The sequence below is a fragment of the Planococcus sp. S3-L1 genome (genome assembly GCF_030063085.1).
In the GTDB taxonomy this organism is placed as follows: Bacteria; Bacillota; Bacilli; order Bacillales_A; family Planococcaceae; genus Planococcus; species Planococcus kocurii.
Genome location: NZ_JASISN010000003.1, coordinates 270,378 through 292,081, shown reverse-complemented (window position 1 = coordinate 292,081; position 21,704 = coordinate 270,378). Strand labels below are relative to the sequence as shown.

Here is a 21,704-nt window from a genome sequence, read left to right as displayed (position 1 = left end):
TATCTTTACAATATAAAGAGAACAAAGCGGCACTGGCTGTTAAAGTTGAAGGGAGTGTCATCGATGAGTTGGATGTTATTAGTTATTTTTGGACTTATTGCAATTCTTGCAGCAATCGGCACTGTACAAACGCTTAAAAACAAAGAAGTCCTTGGTTTTCTTTTTAACTTCGGAACTTTTGTGATTTTTGGCGCATTTACTGTCGCTACACTTATCACACAAGGTTATCCACCAAGCCTTCATTAATCAGAGAAAAGCTACTGCCGTTAAATGCAGTAGCTTTTTTCATGCAATAAAAAAAGAGAGTACGCTCTGCGCACTCTCTCTTTTTATTGTTTTAATTCGACATCTGGAATAGTAGTCAGTTGGCCATCTTCTTCATCGTAAAAACGCAACAAATCTCCGTTAATAATTGACTCCGAATATTCCAGCTCTGTAAATGCCTGTTCGATAAATGGTGCACATAACTCTTGTTCAGTTGGTTCACCGGTTTCTTTATCGTAACAAACATTGCCCGCATATACGACTTCATCAGTTACGAGTCGACCATCACGGAATATCACCAGTTCCTCGTGTTCTTCTGAGAATAAGTCTCCACCGAACTGAATGTCTTTTGATGTATCCATGCCCATCAAATTCATGATCGTTGGACGCATATCGATTTGTCCACCAACTTCATCGTCAACATCCCCTTTACCGTAGCCGGGGATGTGTACAAAGAAAGGCACTTTCTGCAATTCAGCAGAAGTGAAATCTGTCACTTCTTCTCCAAGATATTGCGTCATGGCCTCATTGTGGTTTTCGGAAATTCCGTAATGATCCCCATACATAACAATAATGGAGTTTTCGTATAAGCCTTTTTCTTTTAATTCTTCAAAAAGAACTTTTACAGATTCGTCTAAATAACGTGAAGTTTGGAAATAACGATTTAACGTACCTGAATTTGAATCGTATTCATCAATCAATTTATCTTCTTCATCTAAAGTAAATGGATGATGATTTGTCAGCGTCAGCAATCGGCTATAAAAAGGTTGCTGCATTTCAGTCATATGATCAACGGACTGCTCCATAAATGGAATGTCCTTCATGCCCCAATTGACTGCTTGACCTTCTGCAATCTCATAACTTTCAATATCGTAAAACTCATCGATATTTAACGATTCATACATAATATCTCGGTTCCAAAAACTTTTCGTGTTGGCGTGTTGAACATTTGTAGAATAGCCTTCATTGCCAAGACTTTCAGCCATTGAATTGAATGTATTACCGCTATGTGTAAAGAACACCGCGCCACCACTCAATGGATAAAGAGAATTTTCAAGTAGAAATTCTGAATCTGATGTTTTACCTAACCCTGTTTGGTGATAAAAATTCTCAAAATAAATTGTATCTTGATCTTTTGTTAACGAATTAAGGAACGGTGTTATGGTTTGCCCATTCATTTCTTCGTTGATAGCAAAGCTCTGCAAAGATTCCAAAGTCACGACAATCAAATTACGTCCCTCAGCAATTCCTTTCATGTCTTCTGAAGGCTCAATTTGATTAGCACGCACATAGCTATTGGCTTCAACGAGCTCAGAACCGTCTGCTAATGCACGTTGTGCCTGTGATTTCGACTGAATGTAAATATCGTATAAATGATAATTGTACATTCCTAAATTTTTTACTAACATCTCACGATCAAAGCTACGCGTCAGCAATTGAGGACGCTCTGCTTCAGCAAGTCCTAAGTTAAAAAACAAAACAGCAAGCGCCAATACATAATAGGCTTTGCGCTGAACAGAATAAGAGCTTGCTGTACCTGTTTTTACTTTGACAAATTTAATCGCCACTAAAATAATCAGGACATCTGTAAAGTAAAAAAGATCTGTCCAGAATATACTCGCAGCGGCACTTGCTCCTAAATCGCCAAAGTTATCAGTCTGAAACAACACGGGTAACGTGATAAAATCACTAAAAAATCGGTAAAATGCAACGTTTCCATAAAGGACAATCGATGTTACCACAGCGACCGCCACTAAATAACGATTTTTGGCTTTCTCACTTTTAAGAAATAACGAGACCCCATAAATAAACAACAACATACTCAAAGGATTAATGAATAAGATAAATTCTTGCAATAGATTATCGATTGTAATCGAAAAGCTGGTCTTATAAACAATGTATGTTTTTAGCCAAGTGGCGATGATGGCAATTGCCAGAATTGAATGTTTCGGCCATTCTTTTTTCAACATTCCCAGACACCCTCCTATTCTCAGTGATTTTTTTCGAACATGCCTTAATAATCTAGTATAGAAGATTAATAAATTTATATGAAGTAATATCCCTTATTTTAGACGACTAGAGCTAAAATAAGTTTCGTTAAACGAATTTATTTTTTATCATATTCGGATTTTTTTTGGCGTAAGATGAGCATTGCCGTTGCGTATTCTTTAGCAGTGATAAATTGCAAGCGATACAATTCTTTTATTTCTTCTTCCATCAACCCAAGGTCGGCACTGTAATCAGCCGTATAAATAATTGTTCCGTAACGTTTTAACAATTGCATCACATCATACAAGCTTTTCATCTATCCACCGCCTTCGGAGTAATAATTTTACTTTCTGTGAAAATCCTTTGAACTGGTAAATCATGCGGTTCTACAGGTATCGACTCCGCAACCTGGCAATCGAAAGTTAAAGAACGTGTAGCGCCAGAAAAACTCGCTAAGAAACGATCGTAATAACCTCCTCCAAAACCGATTCTAAAGCCTTCTTTTGAAAAAACTACACCCGGTACAATTAATAAATCAATGTCTTTAGGTTCTATGTATAGTGTTTTTGAAACGATCGGTTCCTGTAGGTTCATATAGACAACTTCCAACTGGTTTTTGTGCTCAATTGCATGGAAGTCTAGTGTGCGGCTCATCCGGTGACATTTCGGCACGACTACTCGTTTACCCCTTCCCCAACATTTTTCAATCAAGTCCCATGTAGCTACTTCTGGGAATGCAGAAATTGTTATACCGATTGTTTGGGCTGCTAAAAATGCAGGGTCTTCCAGTAAACGGTCGACTATAATTGCCGACTTCTGTTTATATTCTGTTGCTGTCATTTCCTGAAGTAAACTTAGCACTTTTTTTCGTTGTGTTCTTTTATCCATAATCGCACCAGCTCCTTTAAAAAGAAAAAAGCCAAAACCCGTATTAGGTTTTGGCAATCAATGAATTACTTCGTTTCACGGTGTACTGTCATTTTCTTTTCACGTGAGCAATATTTTTTCATTTCAAGACGCTCAGGGTTGTTGCGCTTATTTTTAACAGTGCTGTAGTTACGTTCGCTACATTCTGTACAAGCTAAAGTGATGTTAACACGCATCGGTATCCCTCCTAATTCTTTCAAAGATCATTTGTAAATAAGCGTGATCTATACGACTTAATTATTATAGCATATCTCATGGCAAAGTCTACTGTAAAATCCCATTTTTATTGAACCTTTCTAAATAAACAGAAATGCCAGTAGCTTTTTGCTTTTTGCAGTCGCTATTCATAGTCGATTGGTTCTTTTCATTTGTTCAGATCGTAATGTTGTCCGCGCACCAAGTAAAACAATTGTTCAGCGATATTAGTCGCATGGTCGGCTGAGCGTTCCATATAGCGGCTGATAAATGCCAATTGTGTAATTTGGCCAAGCTTGTCTGGGTTTTCGCCACCTGCTTGTATCAATTTACGAATTACATCCCCGTACAATTCATCTACTTGGTCATCTAATTCAGCAATTTCTTTCGCTTTAACGATATCTTCTTCGACAAACGCATCAATCACTTGATGCAACATTGCAACCGCTAACTTCTGCATTTGCTGAATTTGCGCTATTTGAGGCAATAATGGTTGATTGCCAATGCGAATTGTTTCTTTAGCAATATTTACTGCATAATCACCGACACGTTCCATATCTGACGCCACTTTTATCGTAACGATTAACCGCCTTAAATCGGTAGCAACTGGCGATTGCTTTGCAATCAATAAAATGACACGGTCATTAATAAACTCTTCTAACTGGTTGATATCCTTATCGTCTTCAATCACTTCGAGTGCCGCATCCACATCTTGCGTCATAAGTGCGTCCATTGATTTATTTAACGCCTTGACTGCCATCGTACTCAATGACACCAATTCTTCTTGCGCAGAATTTAACTCAAATTCGAATTTTTCACGTACTGACAAAAATTCCACCTCCTCTTTTAGCCGAATCGGCCTGAAATGTAATCTTCCGTTCGTTTATCGGAAGGATTTGAAAAAATTGTATCTGTGTGATCATATTCAATCACTTCTCCGTTTAAAAAGAATGCTGTCTTGTCTGAAATCCGCGCCGCTTGTTGCATATTATGCGTCACAATAATAATGCTATAGTCTTTTTTCAGTTCTTGAACCAACTCTTCGACTTTTAACGTGGAAATGGGATCTAAAGCTGATGTCGGCTCATCCATTAAAATAACGTCAGGTTCAATCGCCAAAGCACGTGCGATGCAAATTCGTTGCTGTTGTCCACCTGAAATGCTATACGCATTGTCGTTCAAGCGATCTTTTACTTCTTCCCAGATAGCCGCTCCACGCAAACTTTTTTCAACAATTTCATCAAGTATTTTTTTATTTTTAATGCCATGGATACGAGGACCGTAGGCAATATTATCATAAATTGATTTTGGAAATGGATTGGGTTTTTGAAAAACCATGCCCACGCGAGTCCGCAACTCTTCGACACCGTAATCTTGATCGAAAATATTACGTCCCCTATAAAGAATTTCTCCAGACGTCTTCACTGAAGGCACTAATTCAACCATGCGGTTTAAGGTTTTAAGGTAAGTTGATTTGCCACATCCCGAAGGTCCGATAATAGCAGTAACTTCATTTTCCTTAATTTCTAAATCAATATTCTTTAAGGCATGATTGTTGCCATACCAAAGATTTAGTTGATTGGTTTCATAAACAGCTTTTTTTGCAATCTCAGTTGATCTTTTCTCTGTCACTGTTTTTTTCGTCATAATAGTAGTCATCAGTAGAACCCCTCCCACATCATTAACATTAATAGCGTTTATCAAATTTATTGCGGATAATAACTGCGATGGAATTCATAAACAACAGAACTGCCATCAACACCATAATTCCTGCAGCTGCCACAGTTTGAAATTCTTGCTGCGGTCGGCTTGACCAATCGTAAATCTGCATAGGCAGCGCTGTAAAAGTATCCATAACACCAGCTGGCAAAAATTGAATAATAACTGGCACACCAATAACAATCAATGGTGCTGTTTCTCCTATGGCACGTGATAATGCTAAAATACTGCCTGTTAAGATGCCGGGGATAGCCGCTGGCAAAATAATTTTGACGATAGTCTGCCATTTTGTAGCGCCCATACCGTACGATGCATCTCTAAGTTCACCTGGAACTGAGCGAATTGCTTCTTGTGAAGCTACGACAATGACTGGCAAAATCAATAGGCTCATCGTAAAGCCTGCCGCTAAAATACTATTTCCTAGTGCCATAGCACGAACAAATATCGTCAGTCCAAGCAAACCAAATACCACTGATGGAACTCCTGCTAAATTGGAAATGTTCATTCGAATAAAACTAGTAATGCGGTTTTGTTTTGCGTATTCTTCAAGGTAGATAGCAGAGCCAACACCTAAAATAATAGAAGTCGGAGCGACGACGACCATTAACCATAACGAGCCGATGAGTGCCGCTTTAATCCCCGCTTTTTCCGGGAACCGCGAAGCGAAGTTAGTTAAAAATTCAATCGATAGATGCCCTGCTCCTTGCGTGACAATCCGGTAAAGCAAAATAACCAATGCCAATAATGCCAGTAAAGTTGCAGCTAAGAAGATGACTTTGAAAATACCGTTAACAAGCAATCTGCCATTCATTCGCTTTATAACTTGCTGGTGTTCAATATACCTCATCTTAATATTCCTCCCTGAAACGTTTTGAGACGTAGCCGGCAAGGACATTCATCATCATTGTAAAGACAAATAATGTAAATCCAACTGCATAGATGGAATAGTAGATAGTTGTGCCATATCCCGCGTCCCCTTTTGATACTTGGACAATGTATGCGGTCATGGTCTGTATGGATCCGGTAAAGTCCCCATCGAATCTGGGTGTTGATCCTGCGGCAAGCGAAACGATCATCGTTTCTCCAATGGCTCTCGATACGGCAAGAACCACAGATGCAATGATCCCTGAAAGAGCAGCCGGCACAGTAATTTTCCAAGCGACTTCAAATTTTGTCGACCCCATTGCCAAAGCGCCTTCTCGTATACTTTTCGGTACAGCAGACATGGCGTCTTCTGACAAGGAAGCGATCATCGGAATAATCATAATACCGACAACAATTCCGGGTGAAATTGCATTAAAAATTTTAATTTCTGGAAATACCGATTGAAGAATAGGTGTCACAAATGTTAGCGCAAAAAATCCATAAACAATCGTTGGAACACCGGCCAGTACTTCAAGAATTGGCTTTAAGACACGCCGAACATTTTCGCTAGCGTATTCACTCAAATAAATAGCAGCTGCAATTCCGATTGGCACCGCCACTACAGTGGCGATTAACGTAACTTTCAAGGTTCCAACAATTAAAGGGAGAATCCCAAATTGTGCATCTTTATTTGAAAACGGTAGCCACGTAGTCCCAAAAATAAAGTCAAAAAATGGTACGCGCGTGAAAAATGTTATCGTTTCAACAATTAATGTTAAAACGATTCCAATAGACGTCAAAACGGATACTGACGCAATTAAGAACAGTATAATTGGAATGATTTTTTCAATCATTTTTTTGTTTTTCTTGCCATTTGACCGTGCGATCATTTCTTGTACAGATGGTCGCATATAAAATCCCCTTTCAACCGCGAAAGGTGAGCAGTGGCTGCTCACCCGTAACTTAAACTATATAAATGTATCAACCTGTTGATATTCCTTGCTTATTTAGACAGTTATTACTTATTTTAAAGCTTCTAAATCAGCTAATCCTTTATCGTACGCTTCTTGTGGCAAAGCAACATAACCGACTGCTTCTGCCATAGCTCCAGCGTTTTCTAACGTATACTTCATGAAATCATATGCCGCATCGTTATCTGCAAGTGCTGCATTGTTCGCATAGGTGAATAGTGGACGCGATAGCGGCGCATAGTCTCCCGATTCGATTGTTTCGTTAGTTGGTTCAACACCATCAATTGAAACGACTTTCAATGTATCTTGGTTAGCTACGTAATAGGCATAGCCAAAAAATCCGATGGCATTTGGATCCGCTTGAATCCCTTGTACCAATGTGTTGTCATCTTCCGAAAGAGTTGCTGACCTGACCAAGTCTTCGTCTTCAAGAATGACTTCATTGAAATAATCGTAAGTTCCTGAATCTGTTCCTGGCGCATAGAAGACGACTTCTTCCTCTGGCCATTCTGGGTTGATGTCAGACCATTTTTTCGTTGTGCCATCTTCTACCCAAAGTTTTTTCAAATCTTCTACTGTCAAATCTTCTACCCAGTCATTTTCTTGACTGACAACAACTGATAGCCCATCAAAAGCCAATTGAAATTCTGTATAGTCAATGCCTGCTTCTTGAAGACTCGCTATTTCTTCTTCTTTTATAGGTCGAGAGGCGTTAGAGAAATCTGTTTCGCCTTGAATGAATTTTTCAAATCCGCCACCAGTACCCGATGTACCAACTGTTACTTTGACGTCTGGCTGAGCTCCAGCATATTCTTCCACAATGCCTTCCATAATGGGTGCGACTGTAGAGGATCCGTCACCTGCTACGGTTCCTTCAGCAACTGCCTCATCTCCAGCTGTTTCTGAACTGGTTTCTCCTGTTTCTGTACCGGCATCTGTGCTGCCACAAGCACCAAGAATTAAAGCTGATCCAAGAATTGTTGAAGCCATTGCGAATTTCCAGTTTCTCATTACGTTATGTCCCCCTATGTGTTTGTGTTTGTATTTGTTTACATTCTCTACTATAGAGAAGGATTGTTGAGAACATATAAAGGCTATGTTAAGAAATTGTAAATTGAGCGCACTACAGAAAAAGCCCTAAAGAGCATTCTCTTTTAGAGAAATTTCTTCAGGGCTTTACTTTATTCGCCTTCTACAACAACTGAATCGCTATAAGGCTCTTTTATTACATTGGATGCTGCTTGCGCTTCTTTGTTTTTTAACTCGAAATACTTATCTGCTGCCGCACGGGCGATTTCGTTGTTTGCTTTTGGTACATTGTTTGGGTCTGTTGTAACGTACGGAATCACTACTGCGTAAGCAATTTCCGGATTTTCATAAGGTGCATAGCCAACATGTGCAATATTAATTGCGTATTCGCCATTCATTTCATGATCTTTTTCATAGAAATAAACTTCAGCTGTTCCGGTTTTTCCGGCAGCGCTATACGGTGCATCACTAAATTGAGCACGTGCCGATCCTGAACTTCCAATATACACATTACGCATACCAGTTTGAACCTGTTCTATTTCTTCTTGTGTGTTATTAATGCGATTCAAGGTTTTGGGTTCGATAATCGTTTCAATCGGCCCCAGCTGTTCACCATCTCTAGAAGCTTCGCGTATTTCCTTAACAACGTGAGGTTCCATCCGGTAACCATCATTTGCAATTGTTGAAATGTACTGCGCTAGCTGTAGCGGTGTGTACGTATCAAACTGACCAATTGCTAAATCGAGCAGTTTGGGACCAGGAGAAGTCCCACCCATATAGCCCGTTGCTTCATTTGGCAGATCGATACCTGTTTTAACACCCAATCCAAATTGTGCAAACGAATTACGCATTGTGGCGAAACTTTCCGGAGCTATATACAAACCGCGGTTGTATTGATACTCTGCTCCCGCAATTTTCAAGGCAATCTTAAACATGTACACGTTAGAAGAACGCTCGATGGCCATTAAATCACTAATTGGGATACGATTAAATAATTGTGTGTTGAAAACAGAATTTTTCTGAGGCGTGCTGGCAAACTTCAAAGGCTCATCTATTTGAACTTCATTTAATTCGACTGCTCCTTCAGAATAACCCGTCAGCAGTGTTGCCCCTTTAACCGTAGAACCCATTTCATGAGAGGCTGTAAATGTACCGAAAGCATAGTCATAAACAGCTTGGTTGCCATTTTCATCTTCACCTAAGCGCTTTCCAACCATTGATAATACTTCTCCGGTCTGTGGATCCATCATAACTAAATACGCATCTTTCACCAATTTCGAGCTCGGCCCAGCTTTTAATTGCAACAATTTATTTTCAACTATTTTTTCAAGTTCACTTTGTAGCTCGCTGTCAATCGATAAAACCAAATCTTTTCCAGCTTTCCCTTCATCCACAGGTAAGGTTTCAATGACACTACCTTGACCATCTGTCACATTTTTGACGACTGATTTCTGACCTTGCAGTACCGCTTCATACTGCTGCTCTAAAAAGCTAGTGCCCACGCGATCATTGCGAGAGTAGTCGCGTGCCAAATAATAATCTAGTTTAGTGGCAGGTATTCCCGTTTCCGGTGTTGTCGTACTTCCCAAAATCGTCAAATCACTTGATTTTACTCGTTTCCAGTCTGTTACGGTATTGACTCCTTTTAACTTAGGGTCAGTTAAACGCTCTGAAACACGTGCAAATTCTTCATCTGTCACACCTTCATTTTTGATCATCTGAGGCGTCAGTGCGTACCCCGAAGTCATTTCACGGTAGATAGCCAATACTTCTAAGTCTTCTGCACTTAAACTGGCTAACTCTTTATCAGTGATCTTCTCTCTAATCAATGCGTCAAGCGCCTGCTGCTTTTCTTTTTCTGGAATGTCTTGTGCTGCAATTGCCTCTTTTTCTTCATCCGTTACTTTTTTTGTCGCACTTTCGGTATTTAACTGTATATAGAAATCCTGCTTGTCCCGTAGCGTCACTTTGTTATCATCTTTTTCGATCAACCTAGCTAATTCTCTTGCCACAATCATCATTTCTTCTCTCTTGGTCGTCTGCATTGCCGTATAGGTAATCGCATTAACCGGTGTATTTCCGACTTGAATCCGTCCTTCACTATCAAAAATACGTCCTCTTGGAACACTTGTATTGACAGGAACTTCTTCAGTTCTTGCGATTGCACGCGCATAGTCTTCTCCTTTGACAATTTGAAGAAATCCTAAACGCAGAATCAATATGGAAAACAATAAGAAGATTGTGAAGAACAGGACATTCATTCGAAAGGCTGTATTGGACTGCAACTTCACTCTTGCAAGTGAAATCCGTCTTTTTTGAGGCGGTTTCATGAGCTATATGCTCCTTTCGCAAAAATATCCATTTACCAGTATATCATTACATCAAAAAAACACACACTTTTTCAGACGAAAAAGTGTGTGTAAGGTTTCAATTATAATTTTTATTTTGCTGTTTCGTAACGAGTTGAAACTTCTTCCCAGTTTACTACATTCCAGAATGCGTTAATATAATCTGGGCGTTTGTTCTGGTATTTCAAGTAATAAGCATGCTCCCAAACATCAAGTCCAAGCAACGGCGTTTGACCGTCCATTATTGGAGAGTCTTGGTTTGGTGTAGAAACAACTTCTAGTTCTCCGTTTGAAAGAACAAGCCAAGCCCAACCAGAACCAAAACGAGTTTTACCAGCTGCTGCGAATTTTTCTTTAAATTCGTCAAAGCTACCAAATTTGCTATTGATTGCTTCGCCTAGCGAACCTGTAGGGTTGCCACCACCGTTTGGAGATAACAATTTCCAAAATAATGAGTGGTTCGCGTGTCCACCGCCGTTGTTGCGGACAGCTGTACGGATAGATTCAGGAACTGCATCTAAATCAGCGATTAGTTCTTCCACCGTTTTTGAAGCAAGATCTTCGTGGCCTTCAAGAGCCGCATTTACGTTTGTGATATAAGTATTGTGGTGTTTCGTATGGTGAATATTCATCGTTTCTTTGTCGATGTGTGGTTCAAGTGCGTCATACGCGTAAGGTAATTCTGGTAATTCATATGCCATGATTAAATTCCTCCTTGAGTCTATTGGTCTACCTTCTTAGCGTATCAAAATTTCTAGAGCGTTACAAACATAATGCATGTTTAATCCATTTATTCAGACCTTTGACTGAATCATATTGATTTGCTCAGTTAAATTGTAAAAAAGAAGATGACAATCATGACAATTTGGATAATGCCTTTAGTAAAGACCGACGTAATAAATCCGACTACTGAGCCAACTCCAGACATGAACGACTTTTTCAAAGTTGATTTATTGAATAAGATCTCCGCAATAATTGCTCCAAGAAAAGGTCCAATTAAAATACCCACAATTGGAATAATGAACGGACCAACAATTAAACCAATCGTACTGCCCCAAAGTCCAGCTCTTGAGCCACCGAATTTTTTCACACCAAAGGCATTGGCAATGGCGTCCGCCCCAAATAATAAAATCACAAACAAACTCTGAATCGCCCAAAACCACCAAGGTAAATCGCTGAAACTAAAAAACAAGCCGTACATAACAAAGCCCCCAAAGATAAACAGGACTGCGGGAATAATTGGGTAAACTAACCCAATAAAACCAATTACAAAACTTAATAGGATCACAATCCAGCCGATGATTTCCATCCGTATTCCTCCCTATAATAAAAGCTCTCTTCCATCGTGCCCTACATTTTTTAAAATGTAAAGCAAGAGGAAAAGAGCTTCTATTAGTCAGCACTATGTGGGCACTTCCGCTTTTCTTCGTTAAGCGCGGTTGCCTAAAATGGCTTCTGCAATATTAACTGCATGGTCTCCGATTCGTTCAAGGTTGCTGACAATATCGACAAAGACAATTCCGGCTTGTGCTGTACATGTTCCTGCATTCAAACGCAAGATATGCTTCTTCCGGAATTTGCGTTCCATTTTATCGATCAGGTCTTCTTGTTCAGCTACTTCGCGAGCTAATTCATGGCTTGTTGTATTTAACGCCTCAAGCGCTTTTTGAACAGTGGCAATGGTTAACGTAAACATTTCAGTTAAATCTTCCATCGCGCTTTCTGTGATTTTTACTTTGTTGTTTTCCTGATAGTCAACCAATTCGATGATGTTTTCGAAATGATCCCCGATTCGTTCAATATCTCGAACCGTTTCCATCAGCATCGTGTGCCGTGTAGAATCAGCTGCTGAAATAGATTCTGCTGAAATCAACACTAAGTAATCTGTGATTTTAGCATCCAGATTATTAATGGCGTCTTCCAACTGATAACCCATTTCGGCGTTTTTCTTACTTTTCGTCATTAAGTATTTATATGTCTCCTGTAAACCTTGAACCGAATATTCACCCATACGTAAAATTTCTTCTTTTGCTTGTCCTAATGCAATAGAAGGAGATTGCTCAATAAAATGGATATCCAAGTGTTTTGGTTTAAATTCAATCAATACTTCTTCTCCTGGAATCGCTTTTGTAACGAGATAAGCCCAGGCACCTATTAATGGAAATTGAATAATCGTGTTTGCTACGTTAAATGAACCGTGTGCAAAAGCAATCTGCATCTTCGGCTCTAATGCTAGGATGCCAGAGATCCATTCTACATAAGCAGTAAACGGTATTAACAAAATCAAGAAAATGACCGATCCAACAATATTGAACAAAACATGGACTGCTGCTGCACGACGAGCTGCTATTGACGTACCCAGTGCTGCAAGAACAGCCGTAATCGTCGTTCCAATGTTATCACCGAATAGAACTGGTAGTGATGCAGCTAACGATAAAATGTTCTCATCATAAAGTCCTTGAAGAATCGCTACTGTCCCACTTGAACTCTGAACAATCAACGTGAAGACTGTTCCAACCACAACTCCAAGAATCGGGAATTCGCTCAAACTGACTGTTAAATCGATAAAAGCTGGTAATTCTCGTAGTGGCTTCATGCCGCCACTCATTAATTCCATACCGTAGAAAAGACCACCAAAACCGAAAATGACCTGTCCAATGTTCTGAATTTTATTTTTCTTGATGAAGAAAATCATCGCCGCTCCGATTGCCATAATCGGTAAAGCGTACTCTCCAACATCTAGGCCAATGATGAAGGCTGTGACAGTGGTACCAATATTTGCTCCCATAATGACACCAATCGCCTGTCTCAACGTCATAAATCCAGCACTTACTAATCCAACTACAATTACAGTTGTACCAGAACTCGATTGAATCAGGATCGTAACGATAATTCCGACTAGAACACCCATGAATGGATTGGTTGTAAAACGATCCAAGATGTCACGAAGTTTATCGCCAGCTGCTTTTTGCAAAGCATCCCCCATAAACTTAATTGAAAATAAGAAAATCCCTAGTCCACCGAAAAAGGAAAAGAAGATTTCTTGCCAGTTCATTTCCACGATACTTATTCAACTCCTAAATTTCATATTCACACCTAACCTATTATGCGTAGTTTACTAATAATTTGTAAACACCTTTATGTAAAATTTACATTCCCGTAACAAAGCGACCTTTTTTCTTCCTTTCTACATGGTACGATTATTATATAAATGAAAGGAAGATGATTTTGAACCTATACCAATTATTCAAAGCGAGCTTAATGGAACCAAAAAGGCAAGCTGCCGTCCGTATTATGACTATCGGTAAAATTATGCAGTTTATTTTCATCTTTATTGCTTTTTTAACAGTCATTGCTTTTATCGAATTGATTTCCGGTTTAGACGTTGCTACAAGTAACTTAGACGGTCTTGTAGAGTTTGTTGAGGAAATTGAATGGCTGCTTTATCCATTTGCTGTCATCTCTTTGTTTGTCTCTACGACCATTTATCATTTCGTTAAAATTAGTTTGTTCGCATTGATTGCTTTAGTAATTTTAAATGCCAGAAAACGGCGCGGTGAATATCGCCATTTATGGCGCACTACAGCTCTTAGTGTCACAGTTCCGACATTACTAGCATTTGCCTTAAGTTTTTTAGACTTAGGATTTAGCGTTTCCCTGTTGACCAGCTTATTAACCGTCCTCTATTTGTATTTGGCTATCGGTTACTACCCCAAAAAACCGCCTATCCAAAAAGCGCAATCTAAGGCTTGAGTTTTTGTGAAGACCTTAATAACTAACCGTCTTTCTTGTCTTTTAGAGCGCTACACTGCTAAAATGGCTATAGGTAATAGAAGAGAGCCTGCAAATTTCGGTTAATCCATCATTTATAGGACAAAGACATGTGAGCCGCAAGAATAGGCCACCATTAAAAAGGAGAGATTTTTTCATGAGCGAAATGACACACCGTTCAAAAACACGCCCCGTAAAAGTCGGAGATTTAACGATCGGCGGTAGTAATGAATTATTCATACAAAGTATGGCAACGACTAAAACGCATGATGTGGAAGCAACAGTTGCAGAAATTCTGCGACTTGAAGAAGCAGGATGCCAAATCGTCCGCGTGGCATGTCCTGACGAACGTGCGGCTTACGCAATCGGTGCCATTAAAGAGCGCATTAACATTCCTTTAGTAGTAGACATTCATTTTGATTATAAATTGGCTTTGATTGCCATTGAACAAGGTGCAGACAAAATCCGCATCAACCCAGGGAACATCGGACGTCGCGAGAAAGTAGAAGCTGTTGTGAATGCCGCAAAAGCAAAAGGCATTCCAATTCGGATCGGTGTTAACGCAGGATCACTAGAACGTAAAATTCTAGAGAAATATGGCTACCCAACGGCTGAAGGTATGGTCGAAAGTGCACTTCACCACATTAAAATTTTAGAAGACTTGGATTTCCACGATATTATCGTTTCATTAAAAGCTTCAGATGTAAGCTTAGCTGTTGAAGCATATGAACTTGCTTCAAAAGCGTTTGACTATCCATTGCACTTAGGAATTACAGAATCCGGCACATTATTCTCAGGCACAGTGAAAAGTGCGGCGGGTCTTGGGGCATTGTTTGCAAAAGGCATCGGTAACACCCTTCGCGTGTCGCTTAGTGCCGATCCTGTCGAGGAAGTTAAAGTAGCACGTGAAATGCTGAAAATCTTCGGTCTTTCTTCAAATGCTGCGACACTTATTTCTTGTCCGACATGCGGACGCATTGAAATTGACTTGATCTCCATTGCAAACGAAGTGGAAGAATACATCTCTCATATTAAAGCACCCTTAAAAGTAGCTGTATTAGGCTGTGCAGTTAACGGTCCTGGTGAAGCTCGTGAAGCCGACATTGGGATTGCTGGCGCTCGCGGAGAAGGCTTACTATTTATGCATGGTAAAACTGTCCGTAAAGTTCCTGAAGCCACGATGGTTGAAGAACTGAAAATCGAAATCGATAAATTAGCGGAAGCTTATTTCGAAAAACAAGCAGCTGAAAAAGCGCAAAAAGAATTAGAACAACAACAAGTATAAGGTTGTGAATAGATGAGATACCGTTTTGGAATAGATATTGATGGAACTGTGACTTCTCCAACGTCATTACTTCCTCATATAAACGAACAATTTAACAGTGCGCTGACGTTGGAGGATATTAAAGAGTACGATTTGACTGCGGCTCTCCCCCATTTGACACAGGGTGAATTTTATTCTTGGTTCCGGGATTCCGAGCCGCGCATATATGCGGCTTCTCCTGTTTCTGAAAATGCCAAGCAGATTTTAAACGACTGGAAAGACCAATACGAACTGTATTATATTTCTGCTAGGGGCGATAATGTTCGCGACGTTACTGTTGATTGGTTTGCAGAGCACGCGATTGCTTACGATCACATTGAATTGATTGGTTCACATAAGAAAATCGAAACTGCAAGACGCCATAATGTTCACTTGTTCTTCGAAGACAAACATGATAATGCTGTCGAAATCGCTGAAGAGCTAAGCATTCCTGTTTTGCTGTTTGATACACCTTATAATCGTCAAGCGATTCCGAGTAATGTTATACGGGTTACTAACTGGCTCGAGGCAAATGAATGGGTCAAAAATGAATTCAGCACTCAAAAAATCTTGAGTGGCAAATAATTTGTTGAAACGAATAAAAGCGAGAGTGGAAAATCCACTCTCGCTTTTATTTACATTCCGGACATTTTCCGTATATTTCAAACTTATGATTGGCAATCTCATATGCCGGCAAAGCCGCTCCAACCAAATCCATTGGGCAGATTGGAATTTCTTTTATTTTTCCGCAATCCATGCAGATAAAATGATGGTGGTGGTGATCGCTTTCACATTGCATGCGAAAATGGCGTTCGCCCGATAGTTCTGTTTCTTCTAATATGCCAAGCGACACAAATGTCGCTAGATTGCGATATACCGTATCGTAACTCATGCTCGGATAGTCTTTTTGCATGACGTCTAGCAAATCTCGTGCCGTCAAATAACGTTCATCATTAGCAAACAATTCCAGAATCTGGTTACGCTTAGAAGTTTCTTTAAAACCTTTTTCTTTAAGAACCTGCCATGCAGTCGTTAAGTTCATGCAATCACTCCTTTTTTATATAAAACCATGATTTTTTTATAAGCAAGGACTAGTAGCAACAGGAAAATAGAAGTTACGACAATCGTGCCACCTGGTGCCAAATCAAAATAAAAGGCTGTTACTAGACCTGTGATGACTGAAATCTCACCAAAAACGATAGATAGAATGATTGTTTGTTTAAAGCTTTTTGTTACGCGCATTGCCGTAGCCACCGGAATCGTCATTAAAGATGAGACAAGTAAAATCCCGACAATACGCATAGATCCCGCAATAACCAATGCCGTAACAATCATAAACATAAAATGAATCCATTTTGCAGGTAACCCAGAAGCTCTAGCATATTCGTCATCGAAAGACAAAACAAATAATTCCTTAAAGAAAAGATAAATAAAGGCTAATACAACTAGTGCAACTCCTGCTACAATCAACAAATCTTCTCTGCTAACTGCTGAAACTGAGCCAAATAAATAACCAAACAGATCATTTGAGAAACCTTGTGCTAACGAGATGAAGATGGCACCAAAGCCAATACCAGCCGATAAAATAATGGGAATTGCTAATTCTTCATAATGCTTATAGAGACTTCTCAAGCGTTCAATCAGTACCGAACCGGCGACTGAAGCTGCAATACCAAGAAATAAAGGATTTAACAAGGCGAGTGACGCGACGCTTTGACTCAAATATAAGCTTCCTGCTATGCCAGCTAGTGTTACATGGCTTAAAGCGTCTGCAATGAGCGATAATCTACGGACAACAATAAAGACACCAAGAAGAGGTGCGATTACTCCGATAATTAATCCAGCCGCAAAGGCATTTTGTAAGAATTCGTAGGACAATATGGCTTCAATCATGCGTGACTTCCTCCGATATGGTGAATTTTACGAACAGAATGACCGTACCATGCTTCACGCTGTTCATCACTCATCGTGTGTAGCTGTTCTTTAAAGCCATGGAAATGAATGGTTTGATTCAAACAAGCGACATGGGTAATGCGGTCTGTTACCGTATCTACATCATGGGTAACCAAAACCATTGTAATATGTTTGTCACGGTTGAGTTTAGCCAACATGTCATAAAATGATTGGACATTCTGGTGATCTACACCAACAGTTGGTTCATCGAGGATTAGAATTTTTGGCTTTGCTACTAGCGCTCGTGCGATAAAAATCCGCTGCTGCTGGCCACCCGATAATTCACTGATGCTTCTATCAATAAAATCAGCCATACCAACCGCCTCTAATGCTTCTGCGACTTGTTCATGAGTGGATTTTGGTAACCGGTGAAACAAACCGGTCTTCTTTGCAAGTCCACCTGCCACAACTTCTTTTACAATTGCTGGAAATCCTGAATTAAACGAATTGGACTTCTGAGATACATATCCGATCCATTCACGTTTCTTAAATTTTTTTGCATCTTCACCGAAAAGCTCAATTTTCCCTGCAGTCGGCTTGATTAGCCCTAGCATGATTTTCAATAATGTCGACTTACCTGAGCCGTTAGGACCCAAAATCGCCAAAAAATCGCCTTCTTCTACTGTCATGGAAATATTATGAAGTGCTTTTGTTTGCTCATATTCAAAACTGATATTTTTAATGTCAATTAATGGCGCAGCCATTATGCCGCCTCTTTTCTAATTAATAATGATTACGATTTACATTAGAAAAGTATAGTAGAGTTCGCTACTAATGTAAATGGATTAGACTTAAATAACTTGAGTGCAACCGTACAAATAAAGCTTCTCCTATGTAGTAAATATGATTTTTAAATTTACGAGTCATCGATTTTGCAAAAATCACATGACTCGTTTAGTTAGCTGACCGTCATTTCGCATACTTTCATCATAAAAAATGAAGACAGTCCCCGATTGCAGGGACTGCCTTCAACTATAACTGATTTCCTTATAAAGGAGATTTCAATTCCTCGATCACGCCTGGTGAAAAGATACCCGCCCTAAACATTTCAATTTCAAATGCATATGGCGCTTTTTTATTTTTAGCATCTAATCCGACGTAAGGCGTTTCAAGGATTTTAGGAACGTGCATCAAATCAGGATGATGAACGATGCCATTTAACGCATCGAATCCGATTTCACCAAAGCCAATGTTTTCGTGGCGGTCTTTACTTGCGCCTCGAATATTTTTACTGTCATTGATGTGCAGTACTTGAAGGCGGTCGATCCCAACAATACGGTCGAACTCTTCTAATACGCCGTTAAAATCTTCTTTGATGTTATACCCGGCATCATGTGTATGACACGTATCAAAGCATACAGATAGGCGTTCGTTATGTGTCACACCATTAATGATTGCAGCAATTTCTTCAAAACTGCGACCACATTCTGTGCCTTTTCCAGCCATCGTCTCAAGTGCGATATTGACTGGATATTCCTGTGTTAATACCTCATTCAAACCTTCGATAATTTTAGCAATACCGGCATCTGCTCCAGCTCCGACGTGAGCACCTGGGTGCAAGACAATTTGTTTTGCACCCAGTGCTGCAGTGCGTTCAATTTCTTTTTGAAGAAATTCCACGCCCAGTTCAAAGGTTTCAGGCTTTTGGGTATTGCCTAAATTGATAATATACGGGGCATGAACCACAATATTCGTTAAATTATTGGCAGCCATATGCGCAAAACCTGCGTCGATATTCAATTCTTCAATTGGCTTGCGACGTGTGTTTTGAGGTGCACCGGTATAAATCATAAAAGTTGTAGCTCCGTAAGAAGCCGCTTCTTCGCTTGCGCCAAGTAGCATTTTCTTACCGCTCATTGAGACGTGAGATCCTAGTAACATGAAACTATCTCCTTACTTTTTGCGATTTTTACGTCGTTCCATTTTTTTGATTTCGTCCATTTTCCACTTCATCTTCTTCTTGTACATCGGTCTTACTTTTTTCGGCTTATGAACCATTGTTTTTGCTTTGGCATCGGCTACGTCCGTCTTTTTAATGCGCGTTGTCCGGCTGTGACGTTCTTTTAAATCAACGAATTCGCCTTTCACAATATCTTTTTGTTGGAACGGAATGCCCATTTTCTCAATACGAACAATCGCATCGTCTTCCTCTGGCTTGAATAGCGTAATCGCTAGCCCTTTCATCCCAGCGCGAGCTGTACGTCCCACACGGTGAATAAAGAACTCCAGGTCTTCCGGCAATTCGTAGTTGATTACGTGGCTGACGCCTTGAATATCAATTCCACGTGCAGCAAGATCTGTCGCTACGATGTATTGATACTCCAAGTCGCGAATTTGACGCATCATTTTGACGCGTTCACGCGGTGCCAAGTCGCCGTGTACACGCCCAACACGAATGCCTTCTTTTGCTAATTGATCGGCAACATAATCGGCGTTTGTACGAGTATTAACAAAGATGATCGCTAAATAAGGGTTGATGACTTTCATCACATCTTGCAAGCGCTCCATTTTCTTCTTACTACGAACAGGGACCAAGTAAAAGTCTAACCCTTCTGCAGTTGGGCGTTTATCGCCAATTTTGACATGAACTGGTGATTCCATGTATTTTTTTAAGAACGGTTTTAACTTTTCTGGAATTGTTGCTGAAAAGACATACATTTCCAGGTCTTCTTTCATTTTTCCAGCAACTTGGTCAATTTCTTCGATAAAGCCAAGATCAAAAGCTAAGTCTGCTTCATCAATTACAAGGATTTTACCTGTGTGTACCAACAATGCGTTTTCTTTCACCAAGTCTCTTAACCGACCAGGAGTTCCGACTACGATATGGGGCTGTGTTTTTAATTTGTTAATTGAACGCTGCTTGTCTGTCCCACCGATAAACGATTTTACTTCTATGCCAGATCCAATAACTAGTTTTTGCAACTCATTGAAGATCTGCATTGCAAGTTCACGCGTCGGTGCTGAGATTACCGCCTGCACTTCCTGTTTGCTGACGTCGATACGTTCTACAATTGGAATAATAAAACTATGCGTTTTTCCAGTTCCTGTATGGGATTGGCCAATTGCACTTGTGCCTTTCAATATATGGGGCATCATTTCCTGTTGAATCTTTGTCGGTTCTGTAAACCCGAGTTTTTCTACCGCTTCTAATAGGAACGGTTTGAATGGATATTCGTTGAATTTTGTCATGGGATTAAATTCCCTCCTTACGCTCTAGACATTATAGCATAAAACCGTCTGTTTACGCGATGCAACTTTTGTAAAGCTGTGCCGTCTCCGTTATAATGAATATATGATTTTGAAAGGAGCGCGGTACTTGATGAAAGTTATGAAAATATCGCCAAGAGGATATTGTTACGGAGTGGTCGATGCCATGGTTATCGCAAAGAACGCTGCGATGGATGAAAGTTTACCACGTCCCATTTATATACTAGGAATGATTGTTCACAATAAACATGTCACAGACGCTTTCGAACAAGATGGCATCATTACTTTAGATGGACCAAACCGTCTTGAAATTTTGGAAAAAGTAGAAAGCGGTACGGTTATTTTTACAGCACACGGTGTTTCTCCACAAGTACGTGAGTTAGCAAGACGGAAAGGCTTGGTATCGATCGATGCGACTTGCCCAGACGTGACTGTTACACACGACTTGATTCGTGAGAAAACGGCTGATGGCTACCAAATCGTTTATATTGGAAAAAGTGGACATCCTGAACCAGAAGGCGCCATTGGTGTTGCACCTGACATGGTTCACTTAGTTGAAAGTGTCGAAGACGTTAATCGTCTAGAACTCGATTCCGAAAAAATTATCGTCACGAACCAAACAACGATGAGTCAATGGGATGTTGTGGACATGATGGAACGCTTAAAAGAAAAATTCCCGCACTCTGAAGTTCACAAGGAAATTTGCTTGGCCACGCAAGTTCGCCAAGAAGCAGTCGCACAACAAGCTGGCGATACCGATTTGTTAATCGTCATTGGGGATCCAATGAGCAATAACTCAAATCGTTTAGCGCAAGTATCACAAGACATTGCTGGAACTCCTGCATACCGTATTTCCGATATCTCTGAACTCAAATTGGAATGGCTAGAAGGTGTTGAAACGGTAGGTATCACAGCAGGTGCTTCCACGCCAACACCAATCGTTAAAGAAGTGATGAAGTTCTTGGATCTCTATGACCCAGCAGACCCAAGTACGCATGAACTAACTCGTTCTGTACCGCTCAATAAAATTTTACCGAAAATTAAGCATCCAAAACCATCGGATCGCATTGAGCCTTATCCAGTAGGCGAATAAGTAAAAGCTGTCACAAAAGTTAGGTTTCAACTTTTGTGACAGCTTTTCTTTGTGTCTTGCAGTATTCAATT

Annotated in this window: 23 protein-coding genes; 5 read left to right on the top strand and 18 right to left on the bottom strand. The window is 40.0% G+C overall.

The window, feature by feature from the left end; genetic code table 11:
- Positions 1-63: 63 nt before the first annotated feature.
- Positions 64-246, top strand: coding sequence for a DUF2759 domain-containing protein (locus QMF37_RS05410; RefSeq protein ID WP_058385523.1), 183 nt, complete (start codon positions 64-66; stop codon positions 244-246).
- A gap of 83 nt (positions 247-329) precedes the next feature.
- Here the strand turns inward: QMF37_RS05410 and QMF37_RS05405 are convergent, their stop codons facing one another.
- The 13 genes from QMF37_RS05405 to QMF37_RS05345 all read right to left on the bottom strand — a co-directional run bounded on the left by QMF37_RS05405 (position 330) and on the right by QMF37_RS05345 (position 13,367).
- Positions 330-2,234, bottom strand: a complete 1,905-nt coding sequence (locus QMF37_RS05405) for an LTA synthase family protein (protein WP_078080353.1) — start codon at positions 2,232-2,234, stop codon at positions 330-332.
- A gap of 137 nt (positions 2,235-2,371) precedes the next feature.
- Entirely contained in the window at positions 2,372-2,569 is a 198-nt protein-coding gene (locus tag QMF37_RS05400) for a YqgQ family protein (protein WP_058385525.1), read from the bottom strand.
- Entirely contained in the window at positions 2,566-3,141 is a 576-nt protein-coding gene (locus QMF37_RS05395; RefSeq protein ID WP_283477058.1) for a 5-formyltetrahydrofolate cyclo-ligase, read from the bottom strand. The genes QMF37_RS05400 and QMF37_RS05395 overlap by 4 nt, the downstream gene beginning before the upstream one ends.
- A 65-nt stretch (positions 3,142-3,206) precedes the next feature.
- Positions 3,207-3,356 carry a 50S ribosomal protein L33 gene (gene rpmG, locus QMF37_RS05390; RefSeq protein ID WP_006830468.1) on the bottom strand — a complete coding sequence of 50 codons (150 nt, stop codon included), beginning with the start codon at positions 3,354-3,356 and terminating at the stop codon, positions 3,207-3,209.
- A gap of 188 nt (positions 3,357-3,544) precedes the next feature.
- The gene (gene phoU, locus QMF37_RS05385; RefSeq protein WP_071154385.1) at positions 3,545-4,204 is read right to left on the bottom strand and encodes a phosphate signaling complex protein PhoU; all 660 of its coding nucleotides are present in this window, start codon (positions 4,202-4,204) and stop codon (positions 3,545-3,547) included.
- Between the two features lie 17 nt (positions 4,205-4,221).
- A complete protein-coding gene (pstB, locus tag QMF37_RS05380) occupies positions 4,222-5,034 on the bottom strand; it encodes a phosphate ABC transporter ATP-binding protein PstB (protein ID WP_071154384.1) in 813 nt (270 codons plus the stop codon).
- Positions 5,035-5,062: 28 nt separating this feature from the next.
- Positions 5,063-5,941 carry a phosphate ABC transporter permease PstA gene (gene pstA, locus QMF37_RS05375; protein ID WP_071154383.1) on the bottom strand — a complete coding sequence of 293 codons (879 nt, stop codon included), beginning with the start codon at positions 5,939-5,941 and terminating at the stop codon, positions 5,063-5,065.
- Position 5,942: 1 nt separating this feature from the next.
- Entirely contained in the window at positions 5,943-6,869 is a 927-nt protein-coding gene (gene pstC, locus QMF37_RS05370; protein WP_283477051.1) for a phosphate ABC transporter permease subunit PstC, read from the bottom strand.
- Between the two features lie 111 nt (positions 6,870-6,980).
- Complete coding sequence (locus QMF37_RS05365; RefSeq protein WP_283477049.1) at positions 6,981-7,940, bottom strand: PstS family phosphate ABC transporter substrate-binding protein; 960 nt, start codon at positions 7,938-7,940, stop codon at positions 6,981-6,983.
- Between the two features lie 170 nt (positions 7,941-8,110).
- A complete protein-coding gene (locus tag QMF37_RS05360) occupies positions 8,111-10,288 on the bottom strand; it encodes a peptidoglycan D,D-transpeptidase FtsI family protein (protein ID WP_283477046.1) in 2,178 nt (725 codons plus the stop codon).
- 110 nt (positions 10,289-10,398) lie between these two features.
- Complete coding sequence (locus tag QMF37_RS05355; protein ID WP_058385533.1) at positions 10,399-11,007, bottom strand: superoxide dismutase; 609 nt, start codon at positions 11,005-11,007, stop codon at positions 10,399-10,401.
- A gap of 128 nt (positions 11,008-11,135) precedes the next feature.
- Positions 11,136-11,615, bottom strand: coding sequence for a DUF456 domain-containing protein (locus QMF37_RS05350; RefSeq protein ID WP_058385534.1), 480 nt, complete (start codon positions 11,613-11,615; stop codon positions 11,136-11,138).
- Between the two features lie 120 nt (positions 11,616-11,735).
- Positions 11,736-13,367, bottom strand: a complete 1,632-nt coding sequence (locus QMF37_RS05345) for a Na/Pi cotransporter family protein (RefSeq protein WP_058385535.1) — start codon at positions 13,365-13,367, stop codon at positions 11,736-11,738.
- Between the two features lie 167 nt (positions 13,368-13,534).
- On the opposite strand from QMF37_RS05345, the gene QMF37_RS05340 reads away from it, so the two are divergent.
- From QMF37_RS05340 to QMF37_RS05330, 3 genes are all read left to right on the top strand, one after another.
- Positions 13,535-14,059, top strand: coding sequence for a DUF1189 family protein (locus QMF37_RS05340; protein ID WP_078080350.1), 525 nt, complete (start codon positions 13,535-13,537; stop codon positions 14,057-14,059).
- A gap of 175 nt (positions 14,060-14,234) precedes the next feature.
- Positions 14,235-15,362: a flavodoxin-dependent (E)-4-hydroxy-3-methylbut-2-enyl-diphosphate synthase gene (ispG, locus tag QMF37_RS05335; RefSeq protein ID WP_058385537.1), complete on the top strand. Its 1,128-nt coding sequence runs from the start codon at positions 14,235-14,237 to the stop codon at positions 15,360-15,362.
- 12 nt (positions 15,363-15,374) lie between these two features.
- Positions 15,375-15,965: a hypothetical protein gene (locus QMF37_RS05330; RefSeq protein WP_283477041.1), complete on the top strand. Its 591-nt coding sequence runs from the start codon at positions 15,375-15,377 to the stop codon at positions 15,963-15,965.
- 46 nt (positions 15,966-16,011) lie between these two features.
- On the opposite strand, the gene QMF37_RS05325 is transcribed toward QMF37_RS05330, so the two are convergent.
- The 5 genes from QMF37_RS05325 to QMF37_RS05305 all read right to left on the bottom strand — a co-directional run bounded on the left by QMF37_RS05325 (position 16,012) and on the right by QMF37_RS05305 (position 20,522).
- Positions 16,012-16,422 carry a Fur family transcriptional regulator gene (locus tag QMF37_RS05325; protein WP_071154379.1) on the bottom strand — a complete coding sequence of 137 codons (411 nt, stop codon included), beginning with the start codon at positions 16,420-16,422 and terminating at the stop codon, positions 16,012-16,014.
- On the bottom strand, positions 16,419-17,273 hold the full coding sequence (locus QMF37_RS05320) for a metal ABC transporter permease (RefSeq protein WP_078080348.1): 855 nt from the start codon (positions 17,271-17,273) through the stop codon (positions 16,419-16,421). Before QMF37_RS05320 ends, QMF37_RS05325 begins: the two co-directional genes overlap by 4 nt.
- Positions 17,270-18,037 carry a metal ABC transporter ATP-binding protein gene (locus QMF37_RS05315; RefSeq protein ID WP_058385541.1) on the bottom strand — a complete coding sequence of 256 codons (768 nt, stop codon included), beginning with the start codon at positions 18,035-18,037 and terminating at the stop codon, positions 17,270-17,272. The genes QMF37_RS05320 and QMF37_RS05315 overlap by 4 nt, the downstream gene beginning before the upstream one ends.
- Positions 18,038-18,320: 283 nt before the next feature.
- Positions 18,321-19,214, bottom strand: coding sequence for a deoxyribonuclease IV (locus QMF37_RS05310; RefSeq protein WP_283477037.1), 894 nt, complete (start codon positions 19,212-19,214; stop codon positions 18,321-18,323).
- A 12-nt stretch (positions 19,215-19,226) separates the two neighbouring features.
- Positions 19,227-20,522 carry a DEAD/DEAH box helicase gene (locus tag QMF37_RS05305; protein ID WP_283477035.1) on the bottom strand — a complete coding sequence of 432 codons (1,296 nt, stop codon included), beginning with the start codon at positions 20,520-20,522 and terminating at the stop codon, positions 19,227-19,229.
- Positions 20,523-20,652: 130 nt separating this feature from the next.
- Between QMF37_RS05305 and QMF37_RS05300 the strand changes: the two genes are divergently transcribed.
- Complete coding sequence (locus QMF37_RS05300; protein ID WP_078080347.1) at positions 20,653-21,633, top strand: 4-hydroxy-3-methylbut-2-enyl diphosphate reductase; 981 nt, start codon at positions 20,653-20,655, stop codon at positions 21,631-21,633.
- The last annotated feature ends 71 nt before the right edge of the window (positions 21,634-21,704 follow it).